This window comes from Lactiplantibacillus sp. B652, from assembly GCF_023806745.1.
Taxonomy (GTDB): Bacteria; Bacillota; Bacilli; order Lactobacillales; family Lactobacillaceae; genus Lactiplantibacillus; species Lactiplantibacillus pentosus.
On sequence record NZ_JAMSKY010000006.1, the window covers coordinates 33,975 to 47,687 of the forward strand.

The window sequence follows — 13,713 nt, forward strand, 5'->3', positions numbered from 1 at the left end:
ATTAAGCTTAAGTTGAATGATTTATACCCGTTGGCGGCTTTTCAAGTCATTCCGTCTGTTTTACACTAGTTAGTAACGATTTGAAACAAGCGTGTTAAAAATGGGGAAGGGGCGCTGCTGATGACTTATCCACGATTACAGGTCAGCACGAGCGGTTGGCGATGGGATTGGCCTGGTGAATTAGCAGCAATAACACTATGACAGCATTGATGCAAAGCGAGACACTGATAGTTTTTGTTCAAACCGGCGTGTTGTTTTTATTTGTTAAATCAATCTTACGAGACTGGGGGACGTTCAGTTATCTAGATACCGGGTATGCGCTGGCAGTCATTATGATCAGCCGGTGGATTTTTGATAGTATCGGAACTTATGCGTCGATGCCGATACTGTTGATGGTGATGCTGTATGCGTGGCGACGGACGCGAAGTCTGAGCGAATCGTTTTTGATTGGACTGCAAGTAGGTATTTGGTCGATCGTGATCGACCATGTGAGTGACTTGATCGTGTATGCCTTAAAGTTCGACGGGGGCTACTTGCTGACGTTTACGAGCTTACAATTGTTGAGCTTGGTCATTCTCAATGTTATTTTGATGAATACCCATGTTAAATCGACCTTTAACCGCCCAAGTTTGAATCGAGTCACGGGGGTATTACTATTGGTTATTTATCTGTATATCATCGTCAGTGAAGGCCTGAACGATGAGCTACGACTGGTAGCCAGTAATTTAGTCGTCTTATTAGTCGTGATTGGCCTGGCAGTAGCGCTCTATGATGAATATCGAATCACGATTCGTGCGAAGTATCAAGTGCAGCAGCAACAGGCACAAATCAAGAATGACACGCGCTATATGAATGAAATTGAGGTTCATTACAATGAACTGCGTAATTTTCGGCATGATTATCAAAATATGATGCTTTCAATTAGTGAGTATTTAAAAACAGATGATCTTACGGGATTACAAGAATATTATCAAGAAAATATTGCACCCGTGACGAAACGCGTTGCGGATGAACAGTATAATCTTGAGGATTTGAGTCGGGTTAAAGTTAAATCAGTCAAGAGTATCCTATTCAACAAATTGAACTATGCCCAATCCCAAGGAATCAAGGTCCATTTTGAGTTACGGCAGGTGCTTGAACGAGTTGCAACTAATGAACTAGATCTGGATATCGCGCTAGGCATTATTTTAGACAATGCTGTTGAAGCAGTGGTCGGAAATTACCATGGCGAAATCACCAGTGCGATTTTTCAGACGGCCCACAGCACGGTATTTTTAATTCAAAATAATCTTTTTGAACAATTACCCCCATTGTGGCAGCTGAAAGAAGTGGGCTATTCCACGAAGGGCACCAATCGTGGATTAGGCTTGAATCGGTTGGGGACCATTGTCAATCGAAATGAAAATATGATATTGGAGACGCGCGTTCTGGAGAACCGGTTTGTTCAACGGCTAACGGTGGCGCGAGAAGAGGTATGATTAAAGTATATATTTGTGAAGATGATCCAAAGCAGCTCCAGGAGCTTGAGCAACTGGTCAGCAAAGTCATTATCGACCGCCAACTGGACATGGGCTTTGGCCTGAGTAGTTCAGACCCGCATGAAATCCTGGCCAGTGTTCGCAGACAATCGCCTGAGAAGGCGGTCTTTCTACTGGATATTGCGTTAAATTCGGATATCAACGGCATTCAACTGGCCAGCGAAATTCGTGACTTAGGTGGTCGCAATAAAATTATCTTTGTGACGACGCATACTGAACTGTCACTAACAGTTTTTCAGTATCAGGTCGAAGCACTCGACTTTATTTTGAAAGACTTTCCGGACCAATTGTATGATCGGTTGAGGCAAGTCTTAACAGTCGCCCAAACACGGTTTAAATCCGAAGAACAGCCTCAAGAAGAGTTGATTCAGATTAAAATTGGCGAGATGATTCGTTCGTTAGAGGTGCAGCACGTGTTGTTCTTCGAAAGTTCGCTGAACCCGCATAAAATTGTGGTGCATCTCGATGATGGGGAACTCGAGTATTACGGCTTGTTAAAGGACGTTCCTGATTTGAACGATAATTTCTATCGTTGTCATAAGTCATACGTTGTGAATCTCACGCGTATTCGTTCCTTGGACAAGCGCTATCGGCAAGTAACAATGGCCGATGGGGAACGCGTGCTATGCTCTGCTCAAGCCAGTCGGTATCTAGCTAGACGGATTGGTAAGTATTGACTTGAAGAATCGGCTGCCACACCAACAGGAGATAACCATCATCAGGGTTGTGCACAGAGACTTGAAAAAAGCATCGACTGGGTTAGTTGGACTCGTGAAAGGGTCTGATTAGCCCAGTTTTTTGCAATCGTCAGTCCCGTTGTCTTAAAATGGCCGAATCGTGTCTTAAACGCACCAAAATGGACGTGAGGTCGTCTTAAAACACCCGTTACGATGGCAAGTTTCACCCTATAATTAGCATTGTTGAGTGCAAGACCGCAGATAACACTAGCCCCAAACCGTATTTTCTGGGAATCGGCATACTAGAAAAACACCGTTTGCTTGGTTGTTGTCCGGTCCAAACTCGCTGACTGTCAATGATGAGCGTGACATGCTTTAATGTTGTTCATCACTTGTCACTAAGGTCAAGCTTGTGTATAGGAGTGAGGATAATGTGTGGATTAGTTGGGTGCCTGACTGACCGAACGCTGGCGGATAATACCGCGTATGATGAGCTGGTACATGAAATGACGAAAATGATCGTGCATCGGGGGCCAGATGACGAAGGCTATTTTGCGGATGATAATATCACGATGGGGTTTCGGCGGCTGAGTATTATTGACTTGGCAGGTGGCCACCAACCGCTATCGTATGACAATGAACGGTACTGGTTGACGTTTAACGGTGAGATTTATAACTATATTGAATTGCGTGAACAATTGATTCAAGAAGGGTATCCATTCAAGACTGATTCGGATTCCGAAGTGATCTTGGGCATGTACGCCAAATACCATGAGAAACTAACGACTTATTTGCGGGGCATGTTTGCGTTTGTGATTTGGGACAAACAGGAAAAGACGCTGTTTGCCGCACGTGACCAATTTGGCATCAAGCCATTCTACTACGCGATTGCGGGCAACGATTTTTACTACGCTTCTGAGAGCAAGGCCATCTATAAAATCCTGAAGGACAAGCAGTTTGACCAGGATGCCCTCCAAGATTATCTGACCTTTCAGTACGTGCCTGAACCGGAGACGCTGACCAAGGAGATCAAGTTATTGGCACCGGGCTGTTCACTGATTAAGAAACTCGGCGCTGCGCCGCAAATCAAGCGGTATTACCACCGTGAGTTCCATCCCGTAAAGCGTTCTGAACAGGAATACGCGGAACGCTTGAAAGCAACGCTGATTGATTCCGTCAAAATTCACATGCGCTCAGATGTACCAGTGGGGGCGTTCTTGTCAGGCGGAATCGATTCGTCGATCGTCGTGGCGATTGCCAAACAGTTCAATCCCAATCTGCAGACGATTTCAGTTGGCTTTGAACGGCCGGGCTATAGTGAACTCGATGTGGCTCAGGAAACGGCGGCACAGCTGGGGGTCGAAAATAAGCAGATGATGATTACGCCTGAAGCGTTTATGGCGGCCTTTCCACATTTTGTCTGGAGTATGGATGACCCGTTGGCAGATCCGGCGGCAGTACCGCAGTATTTCTTAACTAAGGAAGCGGTCAAACACGTCAAAGTCTGCCTGACCGGCGAGGGAGCGGATGAGTTATTTGGTGGCTACACGATCTACCACGAACCGGAATCACTGAAACCGTTCCGCTACACGAAGCCGTTCAATGGCGCTTTACAACGAATCGCCACGATGATTCCAGAGGGGGTTCGTGGAAAATCTTTACTGATGCGTGGCACGACGCCTCTGGAGAACCGGTATGTCGGCAATGCGTTTATTTTTAATGAGGCCGAGAAGCAGCAGTTTATGAAGCATTACAATGCGGACCACACTTTCCCGCAGGCTACTAAGACTTACTATCAAGAGGCGGCAGACTATGACCCGATTTCAAAAATGCAGTTCGTCGATATGCATACCTGGCTCAACGGCGATTTACTGCACAATGCGGACCGCACGGCGTTAGCGCACAGTCTAGAATTGCGGACGCCATTTGTTGACCGCGCCGTCTTTGACTTGGCGGCGGAAATTCCAGCCGAGTTACGAATTGCCCACGGGACGACGAAGTATATTCTGCGCAAGGCCGTCGAAGAGATCGTCCCAGCACACGTGCTGCATCGCAAAAAGCTCGGGTTCCCAGTGCCGATTCGTTGGTGGCTTAAGGATGAAATGTATGATTGGGCCAAGCAAATTATTCAGGACTCACAAACCGAGCAGTATTTTGATAAAACTTATTTCTTGAACTTGCTCGATGAACATCGTGCGGGTACTCGCGACAATTCCCGTAAACTGTGGACAGTCCTGACTTTCATGATGTGGCATAAAATTTATGTCGAATCAGAGACGCTGATGGACAGTCGGACGGCTAATCAGGTCGCCGCAGAAGTTGAAATTTGATGAAGGTGCAAGCTGAATTGTCGGTTAGTCAATGGTGAGTGTGGTCGCAGTGCTCGCCTGAGTTGTAAAGTAGCTGTCAGACCAATTGATCAATTCAGCGATGAAAAAAACTAGCAACGTTGCGGATGACCGCAAATACGTTGCTAGTTTTTCGTCTAGGCACTTTTAATCGATGACGACCTTGGTGCCGTATTTGATATTCTGATAAACCCATTTGGCGTCCGCAACGCTCAAATGAACGCAACCATGCGATGATGGACGTTTGCCCAAATCGTTGGCGTCGGATTTGATGAAATGCCCCTGCGCGTCGACGGGCGTCGCGTGAAAGAGATATTCACCATGATTGAGCCAGGAGACCCAATAAGACGCGCCTTCACCGACGGACGAACTATAGAAATACTTCCCGCGCTCAGCTTGAACATGATAGGTGCCACGCGGCGTTTTACGGTCCACAGTCGGTACCCCTGTCGAGACGTACATCGTGTACAGGACGTGGTGATGATTGATCAGCGTCATCCGTTGCTTCGCCAGTGAAACGTGAATCCACAGGTCAGGATAGTCGTTAACATTTGGGTAAGCAACGGTTTCTGATGACTTGCGCCAGTTGATTGGTGTTCGCATGACGGATGACTGTGAGTTCACTGCTGACTTGGTGCGATGCGCCGTTTTACGGGTCGTTTGCCGTGTCGTTGCGGTGGTTCGTTCAGTCGCATGTGCGGTGCCAATGACCTTAACCATTCCCGTGGTTAAGATGCTGATTATGAGTACAATACTCGTCAATAAAATAACTAATGATTTACGTTGCATGTCGGTCCCCATTTCCCCTTAAGCGTGATTGACTGGCGATGATATTGTGAACCCAAGTCCGGCCTTGGTTTCACAATCCATCATTGTAATCAGTTCCTCCATTACCGTTATAGCTTTCAGAAAGGTAAAATGCAAGTCTCAGTCAGCTGACGGGCGCAATTAGGCGTTATTAAAGGTGGAACGGTTAACACTAAATTCGAATAAACCGGTGTTTTGGAGGAGAAAGACGATGGTGATTTCAATTGATTAGTCCTGTCAAATGTGCTTCAAAGGGTGTGGAAACATTGAAATTTTTTCAGACCTAAATGAAAAATCTGTTGGTATTTGGAAAGTTTTCAATCGTGACAGCAAACACTAAACCTGTTTCTGGTGCCAATAAGCGTCTGAACTTTGACGTCTAAATTTTTAGAATCAGCCGAAGATTTGACGGTCACTGGCACAGCATACTATATAGTAGAAACCGATAATTTCCACGTAACCGTCAGCAAGAAAAAACGCCACCAAGCACCAGGTGAACTTGACTACTAAAGTTAGTGTCAGCCCTGGGTTTGGTGGCGTTTGAATTAACGGTTAGTTTTGGGTGCAATTCCTAGTCAACTGCTTCGCTGGCCGGGCTAACCAAATCAGCCCTAAAAGGAGCACCAGGCTGACGGCGACCATGATGGCACCGAAGATGGGTGTCATCCCGAGACCGAGCTTGGTTGTGACTTGTCCGCCAATGCCAGAACCGAGGGCGATCCCAACATTAAACGCGGAGATGTTTAAGGCGGACGCCATTGTAATATCGTGCGGGGTATTTTGTTCAGCTAACTGAACAATGTATAACTGCAAACCGGGCACGTTCATGAAGGCGAAGACGCCCATTAAGAGTACTGTGAGTAGCCCGAGCCAGTGACTATAACCGGTCACGCTCAGAATCAAAAGGGTCACGAGTAGGCCAGTGAACATTTTGAACAGGGCAATTAGTGGCCGTGCATTGGCCCACCGTCCGCCTAAGGTATTACCAAGGGCGACCATCAACCCATAGACGACGAGAATCAGAACCACAGCACTCGCGGACCAGTGCATCTGTTGTTCCAATAATGGTGAGAGGTAGGTGTAGACGACGAAAGTACCGCCGTAACCGAGTGCCGTCACGAGCAGAGCCAAGACCAATTGTCGATTCGTCAGGACGCGGCCAATTCCTCGAATCGTCGCTTTACTTGGTAACGGGAGGTTGCGTGGAATCAACCAATAGTCCGCGAGCAACCCGATGATCCCAATGGCGCTAATGAAGATGAACGACCAGCGCCAGCCGCCTAATTGCCCAATCATGGTGCCCAACGGAACCCCGGTGACGGTCGCAACGGTCAGTCCGGTGAACATGATGGCGATAGCCGAGGCGCGTTTGGCCGGCGCAACCACATCGGCAGCAATTACGGATGCGACCGTCATAAAGATGCCGTGGGCTAGCGCTGCGACGACCCGACCGGCCAGTAGGACGCCAAAAGTCGGGGCGCTGGCAGCTAACAGATTGCCAATAATAAATAAAATCATAATCAGCATCATCAGGCGGTGGCGATTAAGCTGACCGGTGAGCAAGGTCATCACCGGCGCACCGACCATAATACCGATGGCGTAGATTGAGACTGTCAAACCAGCCTGCGCCAGATTAATATGAAAACTACTAACGAGTAGTGGCATCAGGCCGACGCTAATAAATTCGGTCGAGCCAATTGCAAAGGCACTGATTGCGAGCGCAAAGAGCGTCCAGCTAGGATTGAACTGTTTTGTCATAAGATAAGCCTCCTGCTATTGCTAAGTTGATAAATAATGATTATACTAGCTAGTAACTTAATAACAAGTACCTACTTTAAAGTTCTATACCCACCAAAAAGTAAGTATGGATGGAGGCTAACCAAATGGCGAATGCAACGTACCATATCGGTGTTGAAGCGACGATGGAAATTATTGGTGGCAAGTGGAAATCAATCATTTTATGCCACTTACGGAAGAAAACGATGCGAACGAGTGAGCTCGAGCGGGCCATTCCACAAATCTCGCAGAAAATGCTCGTCCAACAGTTACGAGAGTTAGAAGCGGCTAATATCGTGACGCGCAAGGTCTACCAACAAGTGCCACCCCGAGTTGAATATGGATTGAGCGAATATGGGCGCAGTTTGTCCGTGGTGCTGCACGAGTTGTGTGTCTGGGGTGAGGACAATATCGACCGCCGCCGAGCTGCGGGTGAAGAGATCGAGTTGTTGCATCGCGACGACTTATAGTCAGAAAACTGAAATGACATATTGAAAAATGGTGCCCGAGAAGCGATGGATTCTCGGGCACTATTTTTTGGAATAGGATAAAGACGCGCCTTGTTTTGAAGTGTGCTTCTCATTTTGTAAGTATTCTTGTCGGACCAGTGAATTAAATGCCAAACAAACTTTCGGCTAACTGTGGCTTGAATCAACAAAATAGCCAATCGTGCAGATTAGCTCTAAATATTAACATATAGAATACTCAACCGAATAAACTTTAATATCCAAATATTACTGAAAATTGTAAGCCTTTTTTTCATCGTCATTTGTCGTAAATATTGTAAGATAATTAACGTTAAGGGATGTTAAAATTTAATTTATTGGAGGGAGCGATAGATATGCAGTACCGGCGTTTATGGTATCGAGGGAGTCTGGGACTGGCATTAGCATTAGGTGTGATGGGCGTTTCATCTTCACGAACGGAGGTCAAGGCGGAGCCCCGGACGCCATTGCCAGTAGACCAGACGATGTCGTCTGCAAGCAGCGTCTTTTCTGCGAAGGAATCAGGCTCACACGTTCTATCAAGTGGCCATTCATCACAGGCACCAACTCATCCTAAAGTGGATGCGCAATCATCCGCACCAGCGAGTTCAGAACGCGGTAGTTCGAGCAGTTCAAGTAACTCAAGCAATTCAAGTAGTTTATTAAGTACAAGCCAGGGAAACGTTGATAAGGATCAACGTTCAGAAACACCAGTTACCCGGGCGACTCGGGCAGCCGACATGGTGAATGGAACGGTCACGATGACCTTGGATCCAAACGGCACCTTGCATTTGAGTGGGGGCACGTTTGGCACCTCGGTTGGTAATAATGGTGTCGGCTGGATTTCACAGGCCTTGACCGCCAACGGTTATCAACCGACCCAAGTGACCAAAGTGGTGATTGACGGCAAGATTACCGCCATTAATGTTAGAGATTATTCATTCCTGTTTGCTGGATTGACGAATGTGACGAGTATGGAAGGGCTTAATAACCTGGATCTCTCAAACGTCACGGATATCTCCTGGATGTTTTTCGGATGTTCTCAATTGACGTCCCTAGATTTGAGTAGTTGGAACGTCAGCCAGGTCACTCGAATGGAAGGAACGTTTCAGAACTGTACGAAGTTAGTGACACTGAATGTCGCCAACTGGGATACGCGTTCGTTGGAAAACTTGACGGATACCTTTAATGGCGACCGGTCACTGACATCATTACCAATTGGCAAATGGAATATCAGTAAAGTTGCTTCTATTATGCGGACATTCTTGAATTGTTCTTCGTTGACTTCCTTAGATGTTGGGAGTTGGAACACCAGCATGATATCGAACATGTCGAACGTGTTCCGGGGCATGACCAATCTGAAAAGTTTACCCATTGATAATTGGAATACGAGTCGGGTCATCAATATGCAGTTTGCCTTCGCTGATAATCCTGGCTTGACCAGTATCAATGTTGGCAAATGGGACACGGGGCGCGTCGTTTCATTGGATGGGACGTTCTCCGATTTGCCGAATGTGACGACGCTGCCAATTGCTAGCTGGAAGACCAGTGGTGTGTCCACATTGCGGCACGCGTTCAATGGGTCGACCGGCCTAACGAGTTTGCCGATTGGCGGCTGGGACATTAGCAACGTGTTTGATATGAATGGGACTTTTGAAGGCTGTACGGGTCTGACGTCGTTGCCGATTGGTAACTGGAACACGTCGAGCGTTCTCAACCTTGGTTCGACCTTTGCCGGTATGACCAATCTAACCAGTTTACCGATTGATAAGTGGGATACCAGTAAAGTCTCGACCATGAGTGGGACTTTCAAAAATGTGCCTAAGATGAAGACTTTACCAATTAGTAGCTGGAAGACGTCCAATGTTAAGACGATGGCTCAGCTATTTGCCGCAAATCCACAATTTACCAGTCTGCCGATTGACAACTGGAATACAGGTTCAGTAACCGATCTCAGTGAAATCTTTAGCGGCGATAGTGGCTTAAAGGAACTGAATTTAGGTGCTTGGAATACGGCCAATGTCGTTAAATTTGACCAGGCGTTTGTCGGGACACAGTTGGATAAGTTAGACTTACTCGGTTGGAATACGGCCAGCGCGTCTAGCTATACCAATACGTTCAGCACTAAAATTGCGCCGAAACATTTGATATTGGGTAAGAATTTTAAGTTCTTTGGCAGCACTGCTTGGAATTTAACTAAGCCTAGTGAAGAATCGCCGTACGTTGGCCGGTGGCGTAGTTTGAATAACCAGAAAGTTTATTCGTCCGCTGATTTGATGACCAAATATGACGGTCAGAGCATCGTTGGTGAATTTGTGTGGGCTACTGGAAACACCATTACGGTTAAATACGTGGACGCGGCCGGTAATTCGCTCGCACCAGACACCAAGCTTAGCGGGGTTACTGGGGACGCTTATCATATTAAACCGATTGCGATTGAAGGTTACACGCCGGATAAGCCGGATGGCGTTCAAGGAACCTTCACGGATAAGGATGAGACGATTACGCTGACCTATAGTACGGCTGGCGAGCTGATGTTTGTCTCCGCGCCTAAAACCATTGATTTCGGTGAAAATAAAATTACCGGTAAGCCAGAAAATTACGGTGCCACTTACGATACTGGATTAGTTGTTCAGGATGGTCGCAAACTCGGTTCTACCTGGTCACTGAATGCGACCCTGGCCGCCAACGGGTTTACGGGTGCCAAATCAAGTCGGCCGTTGACCGCCACGCTCAGTTACAAGGACCAACAAACTGGCAATGAGGCCGTCTTGGCGCCCGGAGTAGCGAGTGCAGTGATTAGCAATCATCAAACGGTTTCCCATCAAAACGTTAACGTGTTGGGACAATCGGCTGCACTGGGCTCGTTGTATTTGAAAGTGCCAACGGATCAAGCTTTGACGGACACGTATGAAACAACGGTCACTTGGACGCTGGGCGCAACGGTCGCCAACCGGTAACTGTGATTAAGAATTGAAAGTTTTTACTTGTTTTTTCAAAAAGTTAGTTCGGTTTCTTAACAATCAAATACACGGACTAGCCCCATCGCACCAACTGAAAGGTGCTGTATAATGAACAATTTTGTATGTAAACAATAATGAAAATTGTAAGCCGTTTTTTCAGACGACTAGTCATTTGCCCGGTAAAATGATATTGTGTAAAGACAAGTTTTTGTACAATAAGGGGGAATGATCATTATGCAGTATCAACGACTGTGGCAGTGGGGTGCTGTCGGAATTGTACTGACGACGATTGGTGTCATCGAATGGCGAACGCCACCAGCAGCGGTACAAGCAGAACCGCGAACACAGTTAGATCTCAAACAGTCGGTCGCAACTAGTCAACGGGTCTTTTCAGACGATTCAGTAGCACGCCTGAACTCAGAGGTGAGTGCAGCGGGACTATCCGAGCCTGAACCCGACCCAATCGGAATTACTGAGCAGGTGGGTGCAACAACGTCCACCTCTGAAATTAGCGCCAGCCACAGTGCACGTTCATCCAGTACAACGCTGGAAAGCGGCAACAAACGGCCGCGTCCTGAAACGGCAATCACCCGTTCAACGCGCGCATCAATGACCAATGGCTCGGTGCAAATGACCTTGGATGCTGATGGGACGTTACATTTGAGTGGTGGCTCGTTCGTCGCGGCAGTCGGCGGTGATTCGGGGAGCTGGATTGCTAAAACCCTAACTGCCAGTGGGCTCAACCCAAATTCAGTGACTAAGTTGGTGATTGACGGTGCAATTACGGTTAAAAATCAATCTGACTACCGCTACTTGTTTGCGGGACTTCGTAATTTGACGCAGATTGAAGGATTGGCCAATCTTAATTTAAAAGGGGTCACGAACCTGGCCTATTTATTCAAAGATGATCATAAATTGACTACGATTGACTTTGGCCAACTAGACTTTTCAACGGTCACTAGCTTTGAAGGCATGTTCTTTTCTTGTTCAGCGCTAACGACTATTGTTGGCATTGAGCAGTGGCAAATGCCCGGTTTGACAAATGCTTCCAGAATGTTTGCCGCCGATACGCAACTCAAGACTTTGGATTTGAATCAGTGGCAGACGTCGCGACTCAATAATATTCAAGGGATGTTTAGCAACTGCTCGCAGTTGACGTCGCTGCAAATTGGCAAATGGCAAACGAAATCACTGACCAGCCTAATCGACACCTTCAATGGCGCGAGCTCGTTGACTGACTTGCCGATTGGTGAATGGAATACGAGCAATGTGACCAATATGTTGCGGACGTTTGCTGGCTGTGCCTCATTGACGTCTTTAGATATTGCCAAATGGGACACCCATAACGTCGTTTCGATGGAAGCAACGTTTATGCGGATGCCCAAGCTAGTCTATTTGCCGGTTGATAATTGGCAAACGAGTCGGGTCGACAACATGGCGATGACGTTTTATGAAGATGAGACGTTGCCGCACTTGCCAGTGGCGAACTGGGATACGAGCAATGTGACCACGCTCAAGGGGACGTTTGCATACATGCAAGCCATCAAGTCATTACCAATCGATAAGTGGCAAGTGGGTAAAGTCCAGACCATGCTGCAGACATTCCAAAATGATGCGAGCTTGACGTCCTTACCGATTGGAGACTGGGATGTCAGCAATGTGACGACGCTGAATTCAGCTTTCCGGGCTTGTCGCAGTTTAGCGGCCTTGCCAGTTTCAAAATGGCAAACGTTGCGGATGCAAGATTTAGCGTTGACGTTTACCGAAATGGATCGGTTGACGGACCTGCCGATTGATGATTGGGATACCAGTCACGTGACGACACTGAGCGGAACCTTTAATCGGGCCCTATCATTAACGAATATCCCGGTTCGCAAGTGGGATACGAGCAGTGTGACCGACATGCAAGCAACGTTTTTTGGTAATCCGCAACTGGTGAGTCTGCCGATTGAGAATTGGAATACGAGTTCCGTCACGAGCCTTTCGCAGTTGTTCATGGGCTGTTCTGGGCTGAAATCGTTGAACTTAGGGACTTGGGATACGACTAATGTCACTAACTTTGGCTTTGCTTTTAATGGCACTAAGCTCGATAAATTAGACTTGACCGGCTGGAATACCAGTAATGCACAAAATTATTACAATGTCTTTTCCGACGGTCAGGCGCCTAAACGACTATTGCTCGGGAAGAACTTTAACTTCTTTAACTCCCAGCTGTGGGGCCTGCCTGATCCTAGTCACCAATCACCGTATATCGGTAAGTGGCGGAGCTTGAATAATGACAAAATTTACACGTCATCCGAATTGATGACGACTTATGATGGTAATAAAATCGTCGGTGAATTTGAATGGGCAACTGGCCCGACGATTACGGTCAGGTATGTCGATGAGGATGGCAACGTTTTAGCGCCTGAAACACAAGTAACGGGGGCAATTGGAGAAGATTATCATCTCAAACCGATTCCAATTAAAGGATACGTGCCAGAACAGCCGGATGGCATTCAAGGGAAATTTTCGGATCAGGATGAGACCGTAACGTTTAAGTACAGTGCTGGTAAAGTCGCATTTACATCAGTGCCGAAAAATATTGATTTCGGTCGTAATCCGATTACCGGTGAGTCAGAACGTTATGCTGCTAAGTATAGTGATGGGTTAGTGGTGACTGATAGCCGGGAAAGTGGTGCCAGTTGGTCATTAATGGCTAGTTTGGCAGCTGAAGGCTTTAGGGGCGACCAGACTGGCCAATTGTTAGCGGCAACCTTAAGCTATCAACCGACCACGACCAATCAAGAAATTTCGTTGCAGCCGGGTGCATCAGTCATGATTGTCGAAAACCACCAGACGACTTCTAATCAGGGCGTCAGTGTGCTCGGCTCGGCAACACCGCTTGGTCACTTGTACTTGCAAGTGCCGACGGATCAAGTGTTGACCGATGTCTACCAGGCGGCTGTGACGTGGACGCTGGGTCAGACGGTCGCCAACCTGTAACGAAAAAATTATAAAAGATTAACATAATCTTTGTAAGAGCAGTTAGTTGTTTAGAAATAGTTAGTTATGTATATTTACAATGTACCCTGATAATTGATGTGTCTAACCGATTACCGGCGGTCACAATTTAGTTG

The 13,713-nt window shown here is 47.0% G+C and carries 8 protein-coding genes; 6 read left to right on the forward strand and 2 right to left on the reverse strand.

From position 1 onward, the window contains the following. The first annotated feature begins 197 nt into the window (after nt 1–197). The 3 genes from MZO40_RS08695 to asnB all read left to right on the forward strand — a co-directional run bounded on the left by MZO40_RS08695 (nt 198) and on the right by asnB (nt 4,545). Nucleotides 198–1,478: a GHKL domain-containing protein gene (locus tag MZO40_RS08695; protein ID WP_105961374.1), complete on the forward strand. Its 1,281-nt coding sequence runs from the start codon at nt 198–200 to the stop codon at nt 1,476–1,478. Then, nucleotides 1,475–2,215 carry a LytTR family DNA-binding domain-containing protein gene (locus tag MZO40_RS08700; protein ID WP_105961373.1) on the forward strand — a complete coding sequence of 247 codons (741 nt, stop codon included), beginning with the start codon at nt 1,475–1,477 and terminating at the stop codon, nt 2,213–2,215. The genes MZO40_RS08695 and MZO40_RS08700 overlap by 4 nt, the downstream gene beginning before the upstream one ends. Before the next feature lie 431 nt (nt 2,216–2,646). Then, on the forward strand, nt 2,647–4,545 hold the full coding sequence (gene asnB, locus MZO40_RS08705) for an asparagine synthase (glutamine-hydrolyzing) (protein WP_105919676.1): 1,899 nt from the start codon (nt 2,647–2,649) through the stop codon (nt 4,543–4,545). Between the two features lie 165 nt (nt 4,546–4,710). On the opposite strand, the gene MZO40_RS08710 is transcribed toward asnB, so the two are convergent. Both MZO40_RS08710 and MZO40_RS08715 read right to left on the reverse strand, forming a co-directional pair. Then, entirely contained in the window at nt 4,711–5,352 is a 642-nt protein-coding gene (locus MZO40_RS08710) for a L,D-transpeptidase (protein ID WP_088770714.1), read from the reverse strand. Nucleotides 5,353–5,922: 570 nt separating this feature from the next. Beyond that, the gene (locus MZO40_RS08715; protein WP_252133224.1) at nt 5,923–7,128 is read right to left on the reverse strand and encodes an MFS transporter; all 1,206 of its coding nucleotides are present in this window, start codon (nt 7,126–7,128) and stop codon (nt 5,923–5,925) included. A gap of 125 nt (nt 7,129–7,253) precedes the next feature. Here MZO40_RS08715 and MZO40_RS08720 point away from each other — a divergent pair, with 125 nt between their 5' ends. The 3 genes from MZO40_RS08720 to MZO40_RS08730 all read left to right on the forward strand — a co-directional run bounded on the left by MZO40_RS08720 (nt 7,254) and on the right by MZO40_RS08730 (nt 13,579). After that, nucleotides 7,254–7,616 carry a helix-turn-helix domain-containing protein gene (locus MZO40_RS08720; RefSeq protein ID WP_082230333.1) on the forward strand — a complete coding sequence of 121 codons (363 nt, stop codon included), beginning with the start codon at nt 7,254–7,256 and terminating at the stop codon, nt 7,614–7,616. Between the two features lie 371 nt (nt 7,617–7,987). Beyond that, entirely contained in the window at nt 7,988–10,591 is a 2,604-nt protein-coding gene (locus MZO40_RS08725; RefSeq protein WP_105919673.1) for a BspA family leucine-rich repeat surface protein, read from the forward strand. A 237-nt stretch (nt 10,592–10,828) separates the two neighbouring features. Beyond that, entirely contained in the window at nt 10,829–13,579 is a 2,751-nt protein-coding gene (locus MZO40_RS08730) for a BspA family leucine-rich repeat surface protein (RefSeq protein ID WP_252133225.1), read from the forward strand. Nucleotides 13,580–13,713: the final 134 nt, after the last annotated feature.

What these genes read in the sequence shown, in the direction of transcription:
- MZO40_RS08695 (WP_105961374.1), top strand. Translation starts at nt 198, where the DNA reads ATGACAGCATTGATGCAAAGCGAGACACTGATAGTTTTTGTTCAAACC.
- MZO40_RS08700 (WP_105961373.1), top strand. Translation starts at nt 1,475, where the DNA reads ATGATTAAAGTATATATTTGTGAAGATGATCCAAAGCAGCTCCAGGAG.
- asnB (WP_105919676.1), top strand. Translation starts at nt 2,647, where the DNA reads ATGTGTGGATTAGTTGGGTGCCTGACTGACCGAACGCTGGCGGATAAT.
- MZO40_RS08710 (WP_088770714.1), bottom strand. Translation starts at nt 5,352, where the DNA reads ATGCAACGTAAATCATTAGTTATTTTATTGACGAGTATTGTACTCATA.
- MZO40_RS08715 (WP_252133224.1), bottom strand. Translation starts at nt 7,128, where the DNA reads ATGACAAAACAGTTCAATCCTAGCTGGACGCTCTTTGCGCTCGCAATC.
- MZO40_RS08720 (WP_082230333.1), top strand. Translation starts at nt 7,254, where the DNA reads ATGGCGAATGCAACGTACCATATCGGTGTTGAAGCGACGATGGAAATT.
- MZO40_RS08725 (WP_105919673.1), top strand. Translation starts at nt 7,988, where the DNA reads ATGCAGTACCGGCGTTTATGGTATCGAGGGAGTCTGGGACTGGCATTA.
- MZO40_RS08730 (WP_252133225.1), top strand. Translation starts at nt 10,829, where the DNA reads ATGCAGTATCAACGACTGTGGCAGTGGGGTGCTGTCGGAATTGTACTG.